Genomic DNA, 20,354 nt, shown 5'->3' on the forward strand with positions numbered 1-20,354 from the left:
ACGCCAGCCCCGCATCCGCCCACTCGCGCAGCCGCGCCAGGCCACGATCGCCACGGTAGACCCCGCTGGTCCGGTTGGCGCCCGCCGGCCAGGCCGGGGCTCCCGCACGTCAGCCGGATACTCCCAGCGCGCCCTCCACGTTGCGCACCAGGCTGACCAGGCGCGGACCGATGTCTTCCTCGATCTGCTTGCTCTGCGGGCTGAACACCGGCACCGACGCGGCAAAGATCCACGCTTCCCCATCGCGCCGCGCGCGCATCGGTACGGCAACGGATTCCACCTCGCGATGCAGGTCGCGATGGCCGCGGCAGAAGCCGCGCTCCTGCAGGTCGCGCGCGGCATCGGCCAGGCGCTGCTGCAGCCAGTCGGCGCGCGCGGGATCGGCGGCGCGCAGCTGGGCGAGGTACGCTTCGCGCTCGGGCTCCGGCATCAGCAACAGGTAGCCGCGGCCCGAGCCGGTGCGGGAGATCGATACCCGGGTGCCGACCTCTGGCCGGAACACGTGGCTGCCCACGCCCTGGGCGATTTCGACGTAGGTCATTGCATTGCCGTTGCCGACGATCAGTTCGACCTGTCCGGCGATATGGTCGGCAAGCTCCTGCATGGCCGGCCGCGCCAGCTGGCGCACCGTCATCCGCGCCAGTGCGGGCGCGGCGAGATTGACCAGCCCGACCCCCGGCACATAGCGCGACAGGCGCTCCGAGTAGTGCAGCAGGCCCAGCTCGCACAAGGTATCGAGCAGGCGGAACAGCGTCGGCTTGGCCAGCCCGGTGCGCTCCATCAGCTCGCGGCTGCTCAGCTCCTGCACCGTCGGCGAGAAGCAGTTGAGGATCGAAACGCCCCGCGCCAGCGCGCTGACAAGGCGCGACTCGCCATCGGCATCGGTGGACGGCGGGGTCAGGGAGGCACGTGCTTCATTCGTCATAAACGGCTCTTCATCTGGATTTTTTTGATACCAGCGTCTCAAAAGCCAGATGTTGCCCTTCGTTGATTCCGAAGTCAAACGTGGGATTTTGAGTTTACATAGCGAGTTTCCGACGCGAGAATTCCGATTCATCGTATTGGACGATCACTTTCTGAAACCGACGTCTCAATATCCCGAACCAACGACTCGCAACCGCTCAGCATCAGGAGACACCCCCATGCAACAAGCCGTCATCGTCGACGCCATCCGCAGCCCGATGGGCCGCTCCAAGCCGGGATCGGCCTTTACCGAGCTGCACGCCACCGAACTGCTGGCGCAGGTGCTCAAGGGCCTGTTCGAACGCAACAAGCTCGACCCCGGCCTGGTCGACGACGTCATCACCGGTTGCGTGACGCAGGCCGGCGAGCAGTCCGCGGGTCCTGGCCGCGTCGCCTGGCTGGCGGCAGGCTTTCCTGACCATGTCCCCGCCACCACCATCGACCGCAAGTGCGGTTCGAGCCAGCAGGCGGTGCACTTCGCCGCGCAGGGCATCATGGCCGGCGCCTACGACATCGTCATCGCCTGCGGCATCGAGTCGATGAGCCGCGTGCCGATGGGCTCGGCGCGCATCGGCCAGAACCCGTACGGCCCGTCGATGGAAGCGCGCTACGCGCCGGGGCTGGTGTCGCAGGGCGTGGCGGCCGAGCTGGTGGCGGCCAAATATGAGCTGTCGCGCCAGGACATGGACAGCTACTCGGCCCGCTCGCACGAGCTGGCCGCCGCGGCGCGCGAAAGCGGCGCCTTCCGCCGCGAAATCCTGCCGATCAGCACCCCCAACGGCGTGGTGGAGCAAGACGAAACCATTCGCCCCGGCACCTCGGTGGAAAAGCTGGGCACGCTGCAGGCCTCGTTCCGCAACGACGAACTGAGCGCGCGCTTCCCGCAGATCGGCTGGAACGTCACCGCCGGCAACGCCTCGCAGATCAGTGACGGCGCCTCGGCCATGCTGCTGATGAGCGAAGCCATGGCGCAGCGCCTGGGCCTGAAGCCGCGCGCGCGCTTTGTCGCGTTCGATGTCTGCGGCGACGATCCGGTGATGATGCTGACCGCCCCGATCGCGGCCAGCCAGCGCGCCATCAGGAAGAGCGGCCTGGCGCTGGAGCAGATCGACCACTACGAAATCAACGAAGCCTTTGCCTGCGTGCCGCTGGCATGGCAGAAGGCGCTGGGCGCAGACCCGGCGCGCCTGAACCCGCGCGGCGGCGCGATCGCGCTGGGCCATCCGCTGGGTGCGTCGGGCGTGCGCCTGATGACCACCATGCTGCATGCGCTGGAAGACAGCGGCCAGCGCTACGGCCTGCAGTCGATGTGCGAGGCCGGCGGCATGGCCAACGCCACCATCATCGAGCGCCTGTAAGCGCCTGCAAGCGCCTGTAGACAACACCTCTGCCATTCCCGCCGTCGCGGGAACCTGGCGATTCCTTTCCTAGGAGACACCCATGAAACTCGAAAACATGTCCGCCGTCGTCACCGGCGGTGCTTCCGGCCTGGGCCTGGCCTGCACGCGTCGCCTGGTGGAGCGCGGCGTCGGCGTGGTCATCGCCGACCTGAACGAAGAGCGCGGCAACGCGGTGGTGGACGAGTTCGGCGGCAAGGTCCGCTTCGTCAAGGCCGACGTCACCGATACCGACCAGATGAACGCCGTCTACGACGCCGCCGAGGCCATCGCACCGCTGCGCGCGCTGATCCACTGCGCCGGCCTGGGCGCGCCGGTGCGCGTGGTCGAGAAGGACGGCTCGCCGGGTTCGCTGGAGAAGTACGAGTCGGTGGTGCGCATCAACCTGATCGGCACGTTCAACGCGCTGCGCCTGGGTGCGGCGCGCATGGCCAAGAACGAAATGGTGGACGGCGAACGCGGCGCCTGCGTGCTGACCGCCTCGGTGGCCGCCTACGAAGGCCAGATCGGCCAGATCCCCTACAGCTCGGCCAAGGCCGGCATCGTCGGCATGACGCTGGTGGCCGCGCGCGACCTGGCGCAGCGCGCCATCCGCGTGTGCACCATCGCCCCGGGCCTGTTCGACACGCCGCTGCTGGCAAAGCTGCCGGAGAACGTGCGCACCTCGCTGGGCGCCATGGTGCCGCACCCGGCGCGCCTGGGCGCGCCGGACGAGTACGCCTCGACCGCGCTGCACATCCTGGAGAACCCGATGCTCAACGGCGAAACCATCCGCCTGGACGGCGCCATCCGCATGGCCCCGCGCTGAGCCGCCATCGATCAACATCCGGCAATCCCCTATGGCCTTCTTGACCAGGACTTCTGCATGAGCGACACGCTGCAACTAGAGACCCGCGGCAATACGCTGCTGATCACCATGAACCGGCCCCAGGCGCGCAACGCCATGGACTTCGAGACCGCGACCGCCCTGGCCGCCGCGATCGACCAGCTGGAAAGCCGCGACGACCTCGCTGTCGCCATCCTGACCGGCGCCGGCGGCACCTTCTGCTCCGGCATGGACCTGAAGGGCTTCCTGGAAGGCAAGCGCCCCAGCCTGCCCGGCCGTGGCTTCGGCGGGCTGACCGAGAAGCCGCCGCGCAAGGTGCTGATCGCCGCGGTGGAAGGCTATGCGCTGGCGGGCGGCTTTGAGCTGGCGCTGGCGTGCGACCTGATCGTCTCGTCAAAGGCGGCCAGGTTCGGCCTGCCCGAAGTCAAGCGCGGACTGGTCGCCGCTGCCGGCGGCCTGATGCGCCTGCCGCGCCGCGTGCCGTACCACATCGCCATGGAATACGCGCTGACCGGCAATATGCTCGGTGCCGAGCAGGCCCATGCCTACGGCCTGATCAACCGCCTGACCGAACCGGGCGAAGCGCTGCAGGGCGCGCTGGCGCTGGCCGACGAGATCGGCGCCAACGGCCCGCTGGCGGTGGCGGTCAGCAAGCAGATCGTGGCCGAGTCCGCGGACTGGAGCAACGAGGAGATGTTCGAGCGCCAGCGCCCGCTGATGGCGCCGGTGTTCACCTCGGCCGATGCGCGCGAAGGCGCCGCGGCCTTTGCGGAAAAGCGCAAGCCGGTATGGACCGGCAAGTAAAGCGGGACAGGTAATGCCGTAGTCGCGCTTATTTTCGCCTGGACGGCCGGCCGCAAGCCGGCCGTTTGCACATGGAACCGCAGCACTGACATCACAACATGGAGGAGACCCATGCACACCAAGCTGCCGCAATCGCTGTGCCCTTCCCTTTCCCTTTGCGCCAGCCTGATGGCCATCACCGCCGCCACGCTGCCGACAGTCGTTCACGCCGCCCCCGCATGGCCCGACAAGCCGATCACCATCATCGTCCCCGGCGCGCCCGGCGGCACCACCGACATCCCGACCCGCCTGGTCGCGCAGAAGCTGTCGGCCATCCTCGGCCAGCCCGTGGTGGTCGACAACAAGCCCGGCAGCGGCGGCATCATCGGGACGCAGGCACTGTTGCGCACCGCGCCTGACGGCTACACGCTGCTGGTCGGCAACACCGGCTCGCATGCCATCAACTACAGCGCCTACAAGCAGCTGGCCTACCAGCCGCAGGACTTCATGCCGCTGACAGACATGATTTCCTTCCCCAACGTGCTGGTGGTCAACGCGCAGGCGCCGGTGCGCAGCGTGGCCGAACTGGTGGCGCAGCTGAAGCAGTCGCCGGGCAAGTATTCGTATGCCTCGGCGGGCATCGGCCAGACCACGCACCTGACCGCCGAGCTGTTCCGGCTGCGCACCGCCACCGAGGTGCTGCACGTGCCGTACAAGGGCTCGACGCCGGCCACCACGTCGGTGCTTGCCGGCGAAACCACCTTCATGTTCGACAACCTGACGCAGGCGCTGCCGCATATCCGCGCCGGCAAGCTGCGCGCGCTGGCGGTGACCGGCGCCGAGCGGCTGCCGTCGCTGCCGGACGTGCCGACCATGGAGCAGGCCGGCGTGAAGGATTTCGTGGTGATGGGCTGGCTCGGGGTGTTCGCGCCCGCGAAGACGCCGCCAGCCGTCGCCGCCGTGCTGCAGGATGCGCTGTCCCGGGCCATGCGCGATCCCGACGTGGTGGCGAAATTCCGCGACATGGGCGGCATCCCCGGCGGCGAACCGCAGCCCCGCTTCGCCGCGCTGGTCAGCGGTGACATCAAGCGCTGGGGCGACACCATCCGCGCTTCCAGGGTCAGCCTGGACTAGCGCGTGCGCCGGCACCCGCCTTCGGCAAAGCGGAAGTCGGGCCGGCCCAAAGCCAAATTGACACGGTGCCGGCCACCGCTTACGCTCGCCCTACCCTGCGGTATATTCAGCGTGTGCTTAATATGCCAGGCGCCGCCGCGGGCACAACCACAACGACAATCCCGCGAGACGACCACCGTGCCGACCCCCACCGCGCCTTCCCGCCTGGAAGGCCTGCGCCCCGCCCTGCCGATCCTGCTTGGCGCCTCCCTGATGCTCAGCCTGGCCATGGGCCTGCGCCAGAGCCTGGGCATCTTCATGCCGCCGCTGACGCGGGACATCGGCATCTCGGTCTCCGACTTCACGGTGGCCATTGCCGTGCAAAACCTGGCCTGGGGCCTGCTGCAGCCGCTGGCGGGCGCGTGGGCGACGCGGATCGGCTTCCGCCCGCTGATGCTGGCCGGCTCGCTGTCGTATGTGGTTGGGCTGGTGCTGCTGGCGACCGCGCAAGGAATGATCGGCGTCACGCTGGGCGCTGGCGTGGCGATCGGTGCTTCGATGGCCTGCACCGGCAGCGCGCTGGCGATGGCGGTGGCGGCACGGCCGGTGCCGGCGGCGCTGCGTAGTACGGTGCTGGGGCTGGTGTCCGGAGCCGGCTCACTCGGGGCGCTGCTGGCGGCGCCGATCGGGCAGGTGGTGACGCAGACTTACGGCTGGCGCGCCGGGCTTGCCGCCTTCGTGCTGCTGGCGCTGGTGATGCTGCCGGCGGCATGGATGGCGGGGCGCGTGGACAAGCTGCCGTTGCCGGCATTCGTCGGTGCCGACCAGAGCAATGCGCGGCAGGCGCTGGGCACGGCATTGCGGCACGCGCCGTTCATCGTCATGGCGCTGGCGTATTTCGTCTGCGGCATGCAGCTGGTGTTCCTGACCACGCACCTGCCGTCGTACCTGGATATCTGCGGCATGGACCCGATGCTCAGCGCGCAGGCACTGGGCGTGATCGGCGGCTTCAATGTGCTCGGCAGCATCTTCTTCGGCTGGGCCGGCGGGCGCTTCAACAAGCTGATGCTGCTGGGCGGCATCTATACCGTGCGCTCGCTGGCGCTGACCTGGTATTTCTCGTCGGCGCCCACGCCGGACAGCACGCTGGTGTTTGCCGCGGTGATGGGCTTCCTGTGGCTGGGCGTGGCGCCGCTGGTGTCGGGCTGGATTGCCGAGACCTTCGGCCTGCGCTGGCAAGCCATGTTGGGCGGCGTGGCCTTCTTCAGCCACCAGATCGGCAGCTTTACCGGTGCCTTTGGCGGCGGCGTGGTCTATGACGCGCTGGGCTCGTACACCGTTGCCTGGCAGGCGGGCGTGGCGATGGGGCTGGCGGGGGGGCTGGCGCAGATCGTCTTCGCGATGGCGACGCAGCGCCGGCCGCCGCTGATGGCGACCTCCTGACGGCGCCGTGCCGTGTCAGAATCCGGGGTTCCTTCCAGGAACCCCTTTTTCATTTCCGCTGCCGCCAAACCTTGGATCTCGTTCGCATCGCCCTGCTGTTTGCCGTGACGGCGCTGGCCGAAATCGTCGGCTGCTATCTTCCCTGGCTGGTGCTGCGCCAGGGCAAGAGCGCGCTGTTGCTGCTGCCCGCCGCCGTCTCGCTGGGCCTGTTCGCCTGGCTGCTGACGCTGCATCCAGCCGCCGCCGGACGCACCTATGCCGCCTACGGCGGCATGTATATCGCCGTGGCGCTGCTATGGCTGCGTTTCGTCGATGGCCTGGCGCTGACGCGCTGGGATGTGGCCGGCGCCGCCATTGCGCTGGCCGGCATGGCCGTGATCGCGCTGCAGCCGGCGGCACGCTGATGCCGCGCTGTCAATGCCAGGCGCTGGCGAACTGGATGCAGAACCGAAGATTTCGTGGTGGCGTATTAAGCAGGTTGCCCCCCAACTTATCGACGCGGAATCACGCACGAATGCGGTCTGCCACCCCGAACGGGGGATGCGTGAGCGATGCCCGGCACTTAGGATAAATACTGAGCGGTCCTCTAGCGGATCCTCAGGCCTTTGCGGCCCGCGTCCGCGCGGGCCTTTTTTCTTGCGGCCGGCAGCCGCGCGCCGCAGGCAGGTAAGAATCGCCCGCTGTTGTAAATCTGCCCCTCGCTGTCCCTCGCCGCCTGCACTCAGCGGACGTGACGGCGCCAATGCCAGAGTGCCAGGCCGACCAGCCCCGCCGCCACCGCCGTGCCGGCAATCCGAACCAGGCGCATCCGTTCCGGTGAGCTCCAGTTGCCCTCGACATCCATATGCCCCAGCGAGGCATGGAAGAGGTTGCCGTCAGTGACCGGTATCTCGTGCGCGCCGCTGAAATGCCGATGCAGGATACGGCCGTACGCCTGCTGCAGCAGGCCCGGCGCCAGCAGGTTGGCAACACGCGCCAGCCTTGCCACGACGCCTACCGTCACCGCCTGCGAGGTTGGCGCCGCCACCGCGCGCAGCACGGCACGAGCGACCGCGTCCGCCTCGACCAGCGGCCGCGGCGGACGCAGCGCCTTGCCGGTGTAGTTGGCACTGTGGCGCATGCCCGGCGTGTCGGCGGTAGCCGGGAAGATGTCGCAGATGCGGATCTGCGGATAGTCGACCAGCTCGGCGCGCAACGCCTCCGAGAAGCCGCGCAGGCCGAACTTGCTTGCCGTATACGACACGCCATATGGCGAAGGGGCCCATGCGCCCAGCGACACGATATTGACCAGCACGCCCTTGCGCGCCGCCTTGAAGAACGGCAGCACCGCATGCGCGCCGTGCAGGTAGCCCAGCAGGTTGATGCGGACCACTTGCTCATGCGCGGCCACCGGCGTTTCGTCAAACAGGCCCACCGCGCCGACACCGGCGTTGTTGACCCAGACATCGATGCCGCCATCGCCGAACTCCGCCGCACGCTCGGCCAGCCGGTGCATGGCCGCCGGCTGCGTGACGTCGCCGGGCACGGCCAGCGCCCGCGCGCCCAGTTCGCGGCAGGCCGCGGCGGCGCGCGCCAGCGGCGCCTCGCCGCGCGCGCACAGCACCACGCGTGCCTGGGCGCGTGCGAAGGCCAGCGCGGTGGCCAGCCCGATGCCGCTCGAGGCACCGGTGATGACAACGGTCAGCGGTCGGGTCGGGGGCATGGTGGACCTCTTGCGCGTTAACGGCGTATTCCCGGGCGTATTCCCGGCAGAGCAGCAGGTTCCGTTCCAGCGCGCGTCGCTGGAATGCAACTTGCCTGTTTCCATCCAGACGGACCGCGCCTCCGGTATGCCGCGCCGGCCCGCCTGGAACCTCACAAGGAGCCCTGCCATGACCTCGACCGAACAGGAAATCCTGGTGTGCGGCCCGGAAAACGGCCGCTGGCACCTCGAAATGCGCACCGGCAACGGCGCACCGGAGCGGCTCGCCGGCGAGTTTGATTCACCCGACATGGCCATCGCCGGCGCCCAGCAGGTCTATCCGTCGATTCCGGTTCGCGTGACCGATATCTCAGGCGCGCCGGCACCCTCGGCCCCCGCGCATGAAGGATCGCTGACCGACTACCACTACGGCGGCCACGGCGTGACCCAGGACGAAAAGCTGACCGGCCGCGCGCATCCGTCGAGCGACACCTCGCAGCCCCCGCCCGGCCCGCACCCCTACCAGGCCACCGATCTCGGCAACCTGCCGGCCGGCACGCCGCGCCATGGCATGTACGGCGTCGCGTCCACCCCGGCAGAGGCCGAGGCGGCAGACCGCAAGGACGAGGCGGCGCGCCGCCACCCCGGATCGCGCGACGCCGAAGACTAGGCCCGGCGGCGCCATGGCGGGCGGCAGCACGTACAATCTCGGTTTTCCCTTCGCCCCGACGCCTTGCCGCCATGACCACCCTCGGAACGCCCCTTTCCCCCTCTGCCACCAAAGTGATGCTGCTCGGCTCCGGCGAGCTGGGCAAGGAAGTGCTGATCGCGCTCCAGCGCCTGGGCGTGGAGACCATCGCCGTCGACCGCTATGAGAATGCGCCGGGCCAGCAGGTGGCCCACCACGCGCGCACCATTGCCATGAGCGACCCGGACCAGCTCAAGGCGCTGATCGAGGCCGAGAAGCCCCACCTGGTGGTGCCCGAGATCGAAGCCATCGCCACCCCCATGCTGGAAACGCTGGAAGCCGCGGGCACCGTGCGCGTGATCCCCACCGCCCGCGCCGCGCGCCTGACCATGGACCGCGAAGGCATCCGCCGCCTGGCAGCGGAATCGCTGGGCGTGCCGACCAGCCCGTACAAGTTCTGTGATTCGCTGGAAGAACTGCGGTCCGCCATCGATGGCGGCATCGGCTATCCGTGCGTGGTCAAGCCGGTGATGAGCAGCTCGGGCAAGGGCCAGAGCAAGATCGACGGCCCCGAGGGCGTGCAGGCCGCCTGGGACTACGCCATGGCCGGCGGCCGCGTCAGCCACGGCCGCATCATCGTGGAAGGCTTTATCGACTTCGACTACGAGATCACGCTGCTGACCGTGCGCGCCATCGGCGCCAGCGGCCAGGTCGAGACGCAGTTCTGCGCGCCGATCGGCCACGTGCAGGTCAGTGGCGACTACGTCGAGAGCTGGCAGCCGCAGCCGATGCACCCGGCCGCGCTGCAGCAGGCCCAGCAGATCGCGCAGGCCGTCACCGCCGACCTGGGCGGCACGGGCCTCTTCGGCGTGGAACTGTTCGTCAAGGGCGAGCAGGTCTGGTTCAGCGAAGTCAGCCCGCGCCCGCACGACACCGGCATGGTGACCATGGCCACGCAGCACCAGAACGAGTTCGAGCTGCATGCGCGCGCCATCCTGGGCCTGCCGGTCGATACCTCGCTGCGCAGCCCCGGCGCCAGCGCGGTGATCTACGGCGGCATGGACGCGCAGGGCGTGGTGTTCGACGGTGTCGACCAGGCGCTGAGCGTGCCGCAGACCGAGGTGCGCCTGTTCGGCAAGCCCGAGAGTTTCGTCAAACGCCGCATGGGCGTGGCGCTGGCCTATGCGGATGACGTCGACACCGCCCGCATCCGCGCCAAGGAAGCCGCAAGCCGCGTGCGTCCGCGCGCGGTGGGCTGATCTGGAGGCGCGGAAGGCCTCAGAACACGTGGCTGCCCGCCGCGGCGTGACCGGGCGGGTGCGGTGCCGCAACCTGTGCGGCAACCTGCGCCGCGGCCAGCACCGGCGCCATGCGCACGCCGCTCAGGTCGGCGCCGGACGGGGCCTGGTACAGCCGCAGGCCCAGTTCCGGCAGGATCGCCAGCAGGTGGTCGAACACATCGCCCTGGATGCGCTCGTAGTCCATCCACGCCGTCAGCGCGGTAAAGCAATAGATCTCCACCGGGATGCCCTGCGAATCGGGCTCCATCATGCGCACGTTCAGCAGCAGGTCGTGATGGATTTCGGGAAGCGCCTTCAGGTAGGCAATGCCATACGCGCGGAAGGTGCCGACATTGGTCAGCCGCCGCCTGTTCACCGGGTCATTGCCGGCGGCGATCAGCAGCCGGTTGGCCTCGTCGACCTTGGCCTGCTTCTCCGCCAGGTAGTCGTGCAGCAGCTGGAAGCGCATCAGCGCATGCACTTCGTCGTCTTCGAGGAAGCGCACGCTGCTCGCATCGATGCGCAGCGTCCGCTTGATGCGGCGCGCGCCTGACTCGAACATCTGCCGGTAGTTGCGGTAGCTCTCCGAGAACAGCTTGTAGGTCGGCACCGTGGTCACGGTGTTGTCCCAGTTCTGCACCTTGACCGTATGCAGCGCAATGTCCTTGACGTAGCCATCGGCATTGCATTGCGGCATCTCGATCCAGTCGCCGATGCGCAGCATGTCGTTCGAGGTCAGCTGGGTGCTGGCCACCAGCGACAGCAGCGTGTCCTTGAACACCAGCAGCAGTACCGCCGACAGCGCGCCCAGGCCGGACAGCATCCACAGCGGCGAGCGGTTGATCAGGATCGACAGCACCAGCACCGCGCACACCAGTCCCAGCCCGAGCCGCCCCACCTGGATGTAGCCCTTGATCGAGCGCGTCTGCGCGCGCCGGCTGCTGGCGTAAACGTCCTGCCATGCGCCCAGCACGCCGCCCAGCATCAGGAAGAAGCACACCCACAGGCTGGAATGGGCCAGGCGCTCCACCAGCAGCGCGTAGCGGCCCATGTGCGGCACCTCGCCGATACCGACGGTGATCACCGCGAAGCCCACCGCATAGCCGAAACGCCGGTATGCGCGATGGCGCGTGAGCGCCTTGCTCCACGGCGCCTTGCCCCAGACCGTCAGCACGCGATGGGCGATGCGCGACATCACATGGCCGCACAGCCATTGCGCGAGCACCGCGATCAGCACCAGCACCACCAGGTACAGCGTGATCTGCGCCCAGGGATGGGCCGGAATACGTTGCTGGAACAGCTCCAGCAGGGCATCGAAACTCATAAGGGAGCGACGTCAAGCCAGTGATTCGGCCAGATAGTGTACAAAACGTGCGCCGCTCGTTCGTAAAACTGCGATCCTTGGCTCGCATAAGCTCGCCCTGCCCTCGCTCAGGCAGGCAGCAGCTTCAGCCCTCCGATCCCGACGAAAATCAACGCGATCAACGCCAGCCGCATCGGCGCCGCGCTCTCCCCAAGGAACAGGATCCCGATCACGGTGACCCCGATCGCCCCGATCCCGGTCCATACCGCGTACGCCGTCCCCACCGGCAGGTGCCGCAAGGCCGCGCTGAGCAGGAAGATGCTGGCCAGTGCGGCCCCGATACCCAGCACCGTCGGCCCCGGCCGCGTCCACCCATCCGTGTATTTGAGGGCGAGCGCCATCACAATCTCGATCAGCCCCGCCAGCACCAGCAGCATCCACGCCATTGCCTCTTCCTTTCCGGTCTTGCCGCCCGGCGACCATTGCCGCGCCTGCCAGGCCAATGTAGGCTGTGCGAATCAGCACGGGAACTGGCAATTTTCGCAAAGGGGATATGCAAACATGCAGGAAGCGGACTGGGATGACCTGAAGTACTTCCTTGCCGTCAGCCAATCCGGCTCGCTGGCCGGCGCCGCGCGGACGCTGCACGTCAACCACTCCACCGTGCTGCGCCGGCTCGCCCGGCTGGAACAGGTGCTGGGCACCTTGCTCTTCGAGCGGCACCCGACGGGCTACGCCCTCACGGCTGCGGGAGAAGCGCTGGCCCAGCGGCTTGCCGGCGTCGGCGAACAGATCGATGCCGCGCAACGCCAGTTGTCCGGCCTGGACAGCCAGCTAAGCGGGCCGCTGCGGGTCACCACCACGGACACGCTGCTGACCGGGCTGCTGATGCCGCTGCTCGCCGAATTCCGCGCGCTGCATCCGGGGATCCAGTTGCAGATCGTGGTCAACAACAGTTTCCTGAGCCTGAGCCGGCGTGAGGCGGATGTGGCGATACGGCCGGCCGGTGCGCCGCCGGAGTATCTGGTGGGGCGCCAGGTCGGCATGCTGGAAACGGCGCCGTACGCATCGCGCGACTACCTGGCGCGGACTGGCAAGACCCCGGCCCGGGAAGCCACCGCGCCGGCCTGGGCCGACCACGACTGGGTGGTCCCGGACGACGCGCTTGCGCATCTCGCGCAGGCGCGCTGGGTGGCCGAACACGTGCCGCCGGCGCGCCGGCTGGTGAGCGTCGACAGCCTCCTGGCCATGGTCGATGCCGTCACGCATGGCATGGGTGTCGGCATGCTGCTTTGCCTGCTGGCCGAGCGCGATGCAAGGCTGGTCCGGCTCGCCCGGCCCGACGCTGCGCTCGGCACGCCGTTATGGATCCTGACCCATCCCGACCTGCGCCACAGCGCGCGGGTCCGTGCGTTCAACGATTTTCTTTACGCGAAGCTCAGCGCATCGCCGTGGTTGAAGCCGGCACCGGCACCGGCACCAGCACCAGCACTATGAAGCGCTTGTATTCGTGTACATCGCCATCAATTGCTCGTCCGTATAGCCCCATTCGGCGGCATTCTCGAATGCCACCACCGTTTCCTCGCTATGCCGCAGGTCGACCAGTTCCGTCGGCACCGGGCGTGACTGCGACACCGAATAGAACACCATCACCAGCGGCCGCAACGGGTCGGTTTCGTTTTGCCCGCACACTACCGCCAGCCGGTTGGAGCGCAGCCGCAGCACGGTGCCCAGCGGGTAGATGCCGACAGTGCGCGTGAAGGCCTTGAACACGCGCCGGTCGAACAGCGTGTCGACCCGCACGGCCATGTATTCCATGGCACGCGCCGGCGACCATTGCCGGTGGCCGGGACGATCCGAGGTCAACGAGTCGTAGGCATCGCAGATTGCCGCAATCCTGGCGTGGATGCTGAGCTCGCGGCCGACCAGGCCGAAAGGATAGCCGCGCCCGTCCACGCGCTCGTGGTGGTGAACGCAGACATCGAGGGGGATATTGGAAACCAGCCGCGCCTCGTTGAGGATGCGGTAGCCCGCCGAGGGATGGCGGCGGTAGCTTTCCTCTTCTTCAGGCGTGCGCGCGGTGGCCTTGTGCTGCACGGACTCGGGCAGCGTCAGCTTGCCGATATCGTGCACCAGGCCGGCGAGGCCGAGTTCGCGCACCTCGTCGTCCGGCAGGCCCAGCGTTCGCCCGACCGCGATCATCAGCGCGCAGACGGCGAAGGCATGCAGGTAGCTGTAGTCGTCGCGCGCCTTGAGCCGCGCCAGCGCCAGCAGCGCGTGCCCGTGGCGGGACAGGGAGCGCGAGGCTGCGTCGACCAGCGGCAGCGCGCGCCCGACTTCCAGCGCGCGGCCCATGCGGATGTCGGCGAACATGGACCCAATCACGGTCTTGCCGGACTGGAGCAACTCGCGCGCGCGGCCTAGCTCGGCTTCGAGCGACGCGACTGGCTGCGAGCCCGCGGACTCCCGCAGCTGTGGCGCCGGCTCCGCAACGGGCGCGGGCGGCGCCTCGGGCACGCCTGCTGCCGGCAAATTGCGGCCCTTGAGGATATCGATCCAGACTTCGCGGACGCCCGCGGACTGGATCTGCCGGATCTGGTCTTCGTGGCTGACCAGAAACCTTGCCCGCCAGAACGGGTGGCTGATCCACGGCCCGCCCAGCCTGGCGACAAACATCCCGACCTGCAATTGTTCCGACCCGATCCGTCTCAGCATGAGATGTCCCCCCGGACGTTGGTTTTCTTCTTGCCGGGATGACTATCGGCAAGCCGGCGCCAGACTTGAGGGCTGATTTTGCCTGCCGGAACCGGGCCGGTGGCCCTTGTCAAGGGGCGGCCAAATGCCCGGACGGCGCCGTCAGGCATTCCGGGCGGACCCGGAGCCGGCGCTACAATGGCGCGCCCAGTGCTCACCAGACGCCAGCCAGTCGCCCCCGTTCAACCATGTCCGGAACGTACACGCTAGTCGGCATCGCCCGTGCCAAGTCCCATCGCCGCGAGGCGCTGGTGTCCCAGCTCACCACCCTGCAGACGCGCGGGCTGAAGGAGCCGGGCTGCCTGGACTACCACGTCGGGCAGGATGCCGAGGATGCGCGGGTCTTCGTGATCTACATGGTCTGGGACTCGAAAGGCGCGCTGGAATCCCACCTGAACCGGCCGTACATGCGCGATTTCCACGCGTCGCGGCAGGAATTCGTCGAGGGCGACTTCAGCTTCCGCTGGCTCAACGCCGCCTGACGCCGCCTCATACGCCCCCCCCCCATGGCTCCTTGCGCGCCCAGGGCGCCAGGCGTCAGGCGCGCCACTTCCACGCGGCCCATCCGGCCACCTCCCCCGCTTGTCATTCCCGCCGCCCCGGTCTATCAATCAGATTGACTCTCATCTAGGGCCGCCGCGGCCCGGCAGGAGTGCATCATGGAAGTCAGGGACGGATTTGCCGGCACCATCGGCCACACCCCGCTGATCCGGCTGGCGGGGCTGAGCGCCGAGACCGGCTGCGATATCTACGGCAAGGCCGAATTCCTGAACCCGGGCGGCTCGGTCAAGGACCGCGCCGCGCTCTACATCATCCGCGACGCCGAGCGCCGCGGGCTGCTGAAGCCCGGCGGCACCGTGATCGAAGGCACCGCAGGCAATACCGGCATCGGCCTGGCCCACCTGTGCGCGGCGCGCGGCTACCGCTGCATCGTGGTGATCCCGGACACGCAGTCGCCGGAGAAGATGGAGCGGCTGCGCATGCTGGGCGCGGAGGTTCGCCCCGTTCCCGCCAAGCCCTATGCCGATCCCGGCAACTACCAGAAGATCGCCGGCCGGCTGGCCGAGGAAACCGACAATGCGATCTGGGCCAACCAGTTCGACAACCTCGCCAACCGGCAGGCCCACTACGAAACCACCGGCCCCGAGATCTGGCACGCCACGGCTGGCCGCATCGATGCCTTCACCTGCTCCACCGGCACCGGCGGGTCGCTGGCGGGCATCGCCCGCTGCCTTAAGGAACACAAGCCGGCCGTGCGCATCGTGCTGGCCGATCCGCACGGCAGCGGGCTGTACCACTATGTGAAGCACCGCGAGGTGAAGGCCGAGGGCAGTTCGATCACCGAGGGCATCGGCTCGAGCCGCGTCACCGCCAACCTGCAGGACACGCCGATCGACGATGCGGTGCGGATCGACGACCAGACCTGCGTCGACATGGTCTACCGGATGCTGCGCGAGGAAGGGCTGTTCCTGGGTGGCTCGTCAGGAATCAATGTCGGCGCCGCCGTAGCGCTGGCCCGCGAGATGGGGCCGGGCCATACCATTGTGACGCTGCTGTGCGATCGCGGCGACCTGTACATGGGGCGGCTCTTCAACGAGGCATGGCTGGCCGGCAAGGGCCTGCAGCCGATTCCGTTCCGGCGCGTCGGGCCGGGGGTGTAGGCACGACCAGCGGCTACGCCGCCTTCAGCCGCCGCCACAGCGTGGTCGGGCTGATTCCCAGGACATGGCACGCGGCGGTCCGGTCGCCGCCGCATTCGGCCAGCACGCGGCGGATATGCTCGACTTCGCTCGATTGCTTGACGCGCGCCAGCGAATGGCCGGGCTTGCCGGCCTGCGCGTTGCGTGCGGCGGCCACGGCCGGCGCTTGCGCGATGGCCATGGCACCGTCGCCACCGAACAGCTCCGGCACGGCAGCCTGCAGCTCGCGCACCAGCGCATCGGCTTCCAGCTTGCGGCCGGCCACCAGCACCGCGATGCGCTCGGTGACATTTTCCAGCTCGCGGATATTGCCCGGCCACGCATAGCGCGCCAGCCGCGACCGCGCCGCTGCCGGCAGCCGTTGCGGGCGCTCGGTGCCCAGGCGTTCCTGTGCGCGCCGGTACAGCAGTTCGGCGAGCTCGCCCAGGTCTTCGGCGCGCTCGCGCAACGGCGGCATCTCGATGCGCAGGATATTGAGGCGGTAGTACAGGTCCTGGCGGAAGGAGCCATCGCGCACCATCGCAGGCAGGTCGCGGTGGGTGGCGGCGATCACGCGCACGTTGACGGGCACGGCGTCGAGGCCGCCGATCGGGAGCACCTGTTTTTCCTGCAGCACGCGCAGCAGCCGGGTCTGCAGCGTGGGCGGCATGTCGCCCACCTCGTCAAGGAACAGCGTGCCGTTATGCGCCGACTCGAACAGGCCGGCCTTGCCGCCACGGCGCGCGCCGGTGAAGGCGCCCTCTTCGTAGCCGAACAGCTCGCTTTCCAGCAGCGCTTCCGGAAACGCGGCGCAATTGACCGCCACGAACGGGAACGCGCGGCGTGGGCTGGCGTCGTGCATGCCCTGCGCCAGCACTTCCTTGCCGGTGCCGCTCTCGCCGCCGATCAGCACGGTGGAATCGACCACGGCGTAGCGCCGCGCCAGCGTGCGCAGTTCGGTCATCACCGCGGAGGTGCCGGCCAGGTCGTCGAGGCTGTAGCGCACGCCCGCGGGCCGGGCGCGGCTGCGCGAGCGCAGGTTGCGGTCGACGCGCTGGATCGCGCTGGCATCCTGGATGGTCAGCACCGCGCCGGTGGTGCCCGCATCGCTGGAGATCGGGATGCGGTTGACCACCACCATCTTGTCGCCGAGCTTGTGGATCGCCTCCAGTTCCTTGTCGCCGCTCTGCATCACGCCTTCGAGCGACAGGTTGGGCGCCAGCGTCTGCAGCTTGCGGCCCACCGCGGCCGCGGCGGAGGTGCCGAGGAAACGCTCCATGGCAGGGTTGAACGACTGGATCCGCCCTTCCGCGTCGACGGCCGCCACGCCCTCGTTCAGGTGCGCCAGGATGGCATTGACATAGTCGCGCCGGGTGGATTCGATGCGGCGCAGCCGTGCGGCCTCGATGGCGTCTTCCAGTGCCATGCGCACCGAATTGCCGGAATACAGGAATACTCCGGTCAGGCCGTAGCGATCGGCCAGGTCCGTGACCAGCCCGGGGCCGACCACGACCTGGATGCCCTCCTGCTTGAGCGCCTTGACCCGCGCCACCGCATCGTCCTCGGTCAGGTAGGTATAGGCCGGGATCGCCAGCGAGAATGCGCGCACGAATTCATCCACCTCGGCATAAGTGGAGGCATGCGTGACCAGCGCCACCTTGGGCGAGATGCGGCGCGCGGTGGCGAGCGCGCTCATGACGTCGAAGCCCGTCACCTTGACCAGCACAACCGGCACGTCGACGTGCTGCCGCAGGTAGGCGCCATTCGAGCCGCCGGCCACCACCACGTCGAGGCGGCCCTCGCGCACTTCACGCGATACGGCGCTGGCGGCGGCTTCGAAGCCCTTGCCGACGATGCGGAATTCCGCGCGCGCGGCATAGGACGGAATCAGGTCGGCAAAGGCGCGCGCAAGGCGGCTGATACCGATGGCCCAGATGCGCGGGCGGGCGGGCTTGGAGACGGGAGGACTCATGGTGCGGCGCGGCGTGAGGAGCGGGTGAAACCCCGCCGGAACAGGCGTACAGTGCTGGCACATTGTCCGTCATGCCAGCCCCGATTTCAACTTTGAATTCTCGATTTGCGAATGTGAAATGCAAATGTGCTGAAATGATGACATCTGGCTTCCGCGAAAATTCTCCCTGCTGCCCGCCAGCCTAGTCCTGGCAAGGTTTTCCGGGGTTTCCCCGAGACCCGCCGCGAGGGCTGGCACGGCCCTTGCGCTTATGGCTCCGTCTTGTTCACCTCAACGCAAACGCCAAGCAAACGCCATGACCTACTCCGCTTCCGACCTCGCGCGCTCCGCTGGCGCCCGTTTCCGCCAGGCGCTTGCCGAAGAGCATCCGCTTCAGGTGGTCGGCGCCATCAACGCCAACCACGCCCTGCTGGCCAAGCGCGCCGGCTACCGTGCCATCTACCTGTCCGGCGGCGGTGTCGCGGCCGGCTCGCTGGGGCTGCCCGACCTGGGCATCTCCAACCTGGACGACGTGCTGACCGACGTCCGCCGCATCACCGATGTGTGCGACACGCCGCTGCTGGTCGACGTCGATACCGGCTTCGGCGCCTCGGCCTTCAACGTGGCCCGCACCACCAAGTCGCTGATCAAGTTCGGCGCCGCTGCCATGCACATCGAGGACCAGGTCGGCGCCAAGCGCTGCGGCCACCGTCCCAACAAGGAAATCGTCACCCAGGGTGAAATGGTCGATCGCATCAAGGCCGCCGTCGACGCCCGCACCGACGAGAACTTCGTCATCATGGCCCGCACCGACGCGCTGGCCGTGGAAGGCCTGGACAAGGCCATCGAGCGCGCCGTGGCGTGCGTGGAAGCCGGCGCCGACGCCATCTTCCCGGAAGCCATGACCGACCTGGCCATGTATCGCAAGTTCGTTGACGCGGTAAAGGTGCCGGTGCTGGCCAACATCACCGAGTTCGGCGCCACGCCGCTGTTCACCACGGAAGAACTGGGCAGCGCCGGCGTGTCGATGGTGCTGTACCCGCTGTCCGCCTTCCGCGCCATGAACAAGGCCGCGGAGAATGTCTACGCAGCCATCCGCCGCGACGGCACGCAGAAGAACGTGGTCGATACCATGCAGACCCGCTCGGAACTCTACGAGAGCATCGGCTACCATGACTTCGAGCAGAAGCTCGACGCCCTGTTCGCACAAGGCAAGGGCAAGTAAGACACCATAGAGGCAGGCGCGGCCGGGCCGGGTATATCCCCTCCCGGCCGTTCGCCTGACAAAGACAGGCAACACCAGGCATCACACCAAGGAGACCCCAGATGTCCGAAGCGCAACCGCTCGTCACTCCCAAGCCCAAGAAATCCGTCGCGCTGTCCGGCGTCACCGCCGGCAATACCGCACTGTGCACTGTCGGCCGTACCGGCAACGACCTGCACTACCGCGGCTACGACATCCTCGACATCGCCGAGACCTGCGAATTCGAAGAAATCGCCCACCTGCTGGTGCACGGCAAGCTGCCAACCAAATCCGAGCTGACCGCGTACAAGGCCAAGCTGAAGTCGCTGCGCGGCCTGCCCGCCAACGTCAAGGCCGCGCTGGAATGGGTTCCGGCCAGCGCCCACCCGATGGACGTGATGCGCACCGGCGTGTCGGTGCTGGGCACCGTGCTGCCGGAGAAGGAGGACCACAACACCCCGGGCGCGCGCGATATTGCCGACCGCCTGATGGCCAGCCTGGGTTCGATGCTGCTGTACTGGTACCACTACAGCCACAACGGCAAGCGTATCGAGGTGGAAACCGACGATGACTCCATCGGCGGCCACTTCCTGCACCTGCTGCATGGCAAGAAACCGTCGGCGCTGTGGGAAAGCGCCATGAACACGTCGCTCAACCTGTACGCCGAGCACGAGTTCAACGCCTCGACCTTCACCGCCCGCGTGATCGCTGGCACGGGTTCGGACATGTACTCGTCGATCGCCGGCGCGATCGGTGCGCTGCGCGGCCCCAAGCACGGAGGCGCCAACGAAGTGGCCTTCGAGATCCAGAAGCGCTACGACAGCCCGGATGAGGCGCAGGCCGACATCACCCGCCGCGTCGAGAACAAGGAAGTGGTGATCGGCTTCGGTCACCCGGTGTACACCATTGCCGATCCGCGCAACCAGGTGATCAAGGAAACCGCGCGCAAGCTGTCGAAGGACGCCGGCTCGATGAAGATGTTCGACATCGCCGAGCGCCTGGAGACGGTGATGTGGGACATCAAGAAGATGTTCCCGAACCTGGACTGGTTCAGCGCGGTGAGCTACCACATGATGGGCGTGCCGACGGCGATGTTCACGCCGCTGTTCGTGATCGCGCGTACGTCCGGCTGGGCCGCGCACATCATCGAGCAACGCATCGACAACAAGATCATCCGCCCGAGCGCCAACTACACCGGTCCGGAGAACCTGAAGTTCGTGCCGATCAAGGATCGCAAGTAAGACCGGCTG

At 68.0% G+C, this 20,354-nt stretch carries 19 protein-coding genes; 13 read left to right on the forward strand and 6 right to left on the reverse strand.

Annotated features, from left to right (window positions below):
• Positions 1–109: 109 nt before the first annotated feature.
• A complete protein-coding gene (locus J8I34_RS01430) occupies positions 110–925 on the reverse strand; it encodes an IclR family transcriptional regulator (RefSeq protein WP_209805183.1) in 816 nt (271 codons plus the stop codon).
• A gap of 217 nt (positions 926–1,142) precedes the next feature.
• Here J8I34_RS01430 and J8I34_RS01435 point away from each other — a divergent pair, with 217 nt between their 5' ends.
• The 6 genes from J8I34_RS01435 to J8I34_RS01460 all read left to right on the forward strand — a co-directional run bounded on the left by J8I34_RS01435 (position 1,143) and on the right by J8I34_RS01460 (position 6,929).
• On the forward strand, positions 1,143–2,321 hold the full coding sequence (locus tag J8I34_RS01435; protein WP_029045945.1) for a thiolase family protein: 1,179 nt from the start codon (positions 1,143–1,145) through the stop codon (positions 2,319–2,321).
• An 82-nt stretch (positions 2,322–2,403) separates the two neighbouring features.
• On the forward strand, positions 2,404–3,168 hold the full coding sequence (locus J8I34_RS01440; RefSeq protein WP_029045944.1) for an SDR family NAD(P)-dependent oxidoreductase: 765 nt from the start codon (positions 2,404–2,406) through the stop codon (positions 3,166–3,168).
• A 57-nt stretch (positions 3,169–3,225) separates the two neighbouring features.
• The gene (locus J8I34_RS01445) at positions 3,226–3,990 is read left to right on the forward strand and encodes a crotonase/enoyl-CoA hydratase family protein (protein WP_029045943.1); all 765 of its coding nucleotides are present in this window, start codon (positions 3,226–3,228) and stop codon (positions 3,988–3,990) included.
• 111 nt (positions 3,991–4,101) lie between these two features.
• Positions 4,102–5,103 carry a Bug family tripartite tricarboxylate transporter substrate binding protein gene (locus J8I34_RS01450; protein WP_209774378.1) on the forward strand — a complete coding sequence of 334 codons (1,002 nt, stop codon included), beginning with the start codon at positions 4,102–4,104 and terminating at the stop codon, positions 5,101–5,103.
• A 177-nt stretch (positions 5,104–5,280) separates the two neighbouring features.
• Positions 5,281–6,525, forward strand: a complete 1,245-nt coding sequence (locus J8I34_RS01455) for an MFS transporter (RefSeq protein WP_209774377.1) — start codon at positions 5,281–5,283, stop codon at positions 6,523–6,525.
• Between the two features lie 71 nt (positions 6,526–6,596).
• Positions 6,597–6,929 (forward strand): YnfA family protein, encoded by a 333-nt coding sequence (locus tag J8I34_RS01460; protein WP_029045940.1) that lies wholly within the window; start codon positions 6,597–6,599, stop codon positions 6,927–6,929.
• 317 nt (positions 6,930–7,246) lie between these two features.
• Here the strand turns inward: J8I34_RS01460 and J8I34_RS01465 are convergent, their stop codons facing one another.
• Complete coding sequence (locus tag J8I34_RS01465; RefSeq protein ID WP_209805184.1) at positions 7,247–8,227, reverse strand: SDR family oxidoreductase; 981 nt, start codon at positions 8,225–8,227, stop codon at positions 7,247–7,249.
• Positions 8,228–8,396: 169 nt separating this feature from the next.
• Here J8I34_RS01465 and J8I34_RS01470 point away from each other — a divergent pair, with 169 nt between their 5' ends.
• Both J8I34_RS01470 and purT read left to right on the forward strand, forming a co-directional pair.
• The gene (locus tag J8I34_RS01470; RefSeq protein WP_209805185.1) at positions 8,397–8,876 is read left to right on the forward strand and encodes a hypothetical protein; all 480 of its coding nucleotides are present in this window, start codon (positions 8,397–8,399) and stop codon (positions 8,874–8,876) included.
• 71 nt (positions 8,877–8,947) lie between these two features.
• Positions 8,948–10,153 (forward strand): formate-dependent phosphoribosylglycinamide formyltransferase, encoded by a 1,206-nt coding sequence (purT, locus tag J8I34_RS01475; protein ID WP_209805186.1) that lies wholly within the window; start codon positions 8,948–8,950, stop codon positions 10,151–10,153.
• A 19-nt stretch (positions 10,154–10,172) separates the two neighbouring features.
• Here the strand turns inward: purT and J8I34_RS01480 are convergent, their stop codons facing one another.
• Positions 10,173–11,498, reverse strand: coding sequence for a mechanosensitive ion channel family protein (locus tag J8I34_RS01480; protein WP_209805187.1), 1,326 nt, complete (start codon positions 11,496–11,498; stop codon positions 10,173–10,175).
• 107 nt (positions 11,499–11,605) lie between these two features.
• A complete protein-coding gene (locus J8I34_RS01485) occupies positions 11,606–11,923 on the reverse strand; it encodes a DMT family transporter (RefSeq protein ID WP_029045934.1) in 318 nt (105 codons plus the stop codon).
• 115 nt (positions 11,924–12,038) lie between these two features.
• On the opposite strand from J8I34_RS01485, the gene J8I34_RS01490 reads away from it, so the two are divergent.
• A complete protein-coding gene (locus tag J8I34_RS01490; RefSeq protein WP_209805188.1) occupies positions 12,039–12,974 on the forward strand; it encodes a LysR family transcriptional regulator in 936 nt (311 codons plus the stop codon).
• On the opposite strand, the gene J8I34_RS01495 is transcribed toward J8I34_RS01490, so the two are convergent.
• A complete protein-coding gene (locus J8I34_RS01495; protein ID WP_209774368.1) occupies positions 12,969–14,192 on the reverse strand; it encodes an HD-GYP domain-containing protein in 1,224 nt (407 codons plus the stop codon). The genes J8I34_RS01490 and J8I34_RS01495 overlap by 6 nt on opposite strands.
• Positions 14,193–14,419: 227 nt before the next feature.
• Between J8I34_RS01495 and J8I34_RS01500 the strand changes: the two genes are divergently transcribed.
• Positions 14,420–14,713 carry a putative quinol monooxygenase gene (locus J8I34_RS01500; RefSeq protein WP_029045932.1) on the forward strand — a complete coding sequence of 98 codons (294 nt, stop codon included), beginning with the start codon at positions 14,420–14,422 and terminating at the stop codon, positions 14,711–14,713.
• A gap of 177 nt (positions 14,714–14,890) precedes the next feature.
• On the forward strand, positions 14,891–15,892 hold the full coding sequence (locus tag J8I34_RS01505) for a cysteine synthase A (RefSeq protein WP_209774366.1): 1,002 nt from the start codon (positions 14,891–14,893) through the stop codon (positions 15,890–15,892).
• A gap of 13 nt (positions 15,893–15,905) precedes the next feature.
• Here J8I34_RS01505 and prpR read toward each other — a convergent pair whose 3' ends face one another.
• Positions 15,906–17,882 (reverse strand): propionate catabolism operon regulatory protein PrpR, encoded by a 1,977-nt coding sequence (prpR, locus tag J8I34_RS01510; protein ID WP_209805189.1) that lies wholly within the window; start codon positions 17,880–17,882, stop codon positions 15,906–15,908.
• Between the two features lie 295 nt (positions 17,883–18,177).
• Here prpR and prpB point away from each other — a divergent pair, with 295 nt between their 5' ends.
• Both prpB and prpC read left to right on the forward strand, forming a co-directional pair.
• The gene (gene prpB, locus J8I34_RS01515) at positions 18,178–19,086 is read left to right on the forward strand and encodes a methylisocitrate lyase (protein ID WP_029045929.1); all 909 of its coding nucleotides are present in this window, start codon (positions 18,178–18,180) and stop codon (positions 19,084–19,086) included.
• Positions 19,087–19,187: 101 nt separating this feature from the next.
• On the forward strand, positions 19,188–20,345 hold the full coding sequence (prpC, locus tag J8I34_RS01520; protein ID WP_209805190.1) for a bifunctional 2-methylcitrate synthase/citrate synthase: 1,158 nt from the start codon (positions 19,188–19,190) through the stop codon (positions 20,343–20,345).
• The last annotated feature ends 9 nt before the right edge of the window (positions 20,346–20,354 follow it).

This window comes from Cupriavidus phytohabitans, from assembly GCF_017815025.1.
In the GTDB taxonomy this organism is placed as follows: domain Bacteria; phylum Pseudomonadota; class Gammaproteobacteria; order Burkholderiales; family Burkholderiaceae; genus Cupriavidus.

Coding starts and splice junctions, on each gene's coding strand:
- J8I34_RS01430 (WP_209805183.1), bottom strand. CDS start 925: ATGACGAATGAAGCACGTGCCTCCCTGACCCCGCCGTCCACCGATGCC.
- J8I34_RS01435 (WP_029045945.1), top strand. CDS start 1,143: ATGCAACAAGCCGTCATCGTCGACGCCATCCGCAGCCCGATGGGCCGC.
- J8I34_RS01440 (WP_029045944.1), top strand. CDS start 2,404: ATGAAACTCGAAAACATGTCCGCCGTCGTCACCGGCGGTGCTTCCGGC.
- J8I34_RS01445 (WP_029045943.1), top strand. CDS start 3,226: ATGAGCGACACGCTGCAACTAGAGACCCGCGGCAATACGCTGCTGATC.
- J8I34_RS01450 (WP_209774378.1), top strand. CDS start 4,102: ATGCACACCAAGCTGCCGCAATCGCTGTGCCCTTCCCTTTCCCTTTGC.
- J8I34_RS01465 (WP_209805184.1), bottom strand. CDS start 8,227: ATGCCCCCGACCCGACCGCTGACCGTTGTCATCACCGGTGCCTCGAGC.
- J8I34_RS01470 (WP_209805185.1), top strand. CDS start 8,397: ATGACCTCGACCGAACAGGAAATCCTGGTGTGCGGCCCGGAAAACGGC.
- purT (WP_209805186.1), top strand. CDS start 8,948: ATGACCACCCTCGGAACGCCCCTTTCCCCCTCTGCCACCAAAGTGATG.
- J8I34_RS01480 (WP_209805187.1), bottom strand. CDS start 11,498: ATGAGTTTCGATGCCCTGCTGGAGCTGTTCCAGCAACGTATTCCGGCC.
- J8I34_RS01485 (WP_029045934.1), bottom strand. CDS start 11,923: ATGGCGTGGATGCTGCTGGTGCTGGCGGGGCTGATCGAGATTGTGATG.
- J8I34_RS01490 (WP_209805188.1), top strand. CDS start 12,039: ATGCAGGAAGCGGACTGGGATGACCTGAAGTACTTCCTTGCCGTCAGC.
- J8I34_RS01495 (WP_209774368.1), bottom strand. CDS start 14,192: ATGCTGAGACGGATCGGGTCGGAACAATTGCAGGTCGGGATGTTTGTC.
- J8I34_RS01500 (WP_029045932.1), top strand. CDS start 14,420: ATGTCCGGAACGTACACGCTAGTCGGCATCGCCCGTGCCAAGTCCCAT.
- J8I34_RS01505 (WP_209774366.1), top strand. CDS start 14,891: ATGGAAGTCAGGGACGGATTTGCCGGCACCATCGGCCACACCCCGCTG.
- prpR (WP_209805189.1), bottom strand. CDS start 17,882: ATGAGTCCTCCCGTCTCCAAGCCCGCCCGCCCGCGCATCTGGGCCATC.
- prpB (WP_029045929.1), top strand. CDS start 18,178: ATGACCTACTCCGCTTCCGACCTCGCGCGCTCCGCTGGCGCCCGTTTC.
- prpC (WP_209805190.1), top strand. CDS start 19,188: ATGTCCGAAGCGCAACCGCTCGTCACTCCCAAGCCCAAGAAATCCGTC.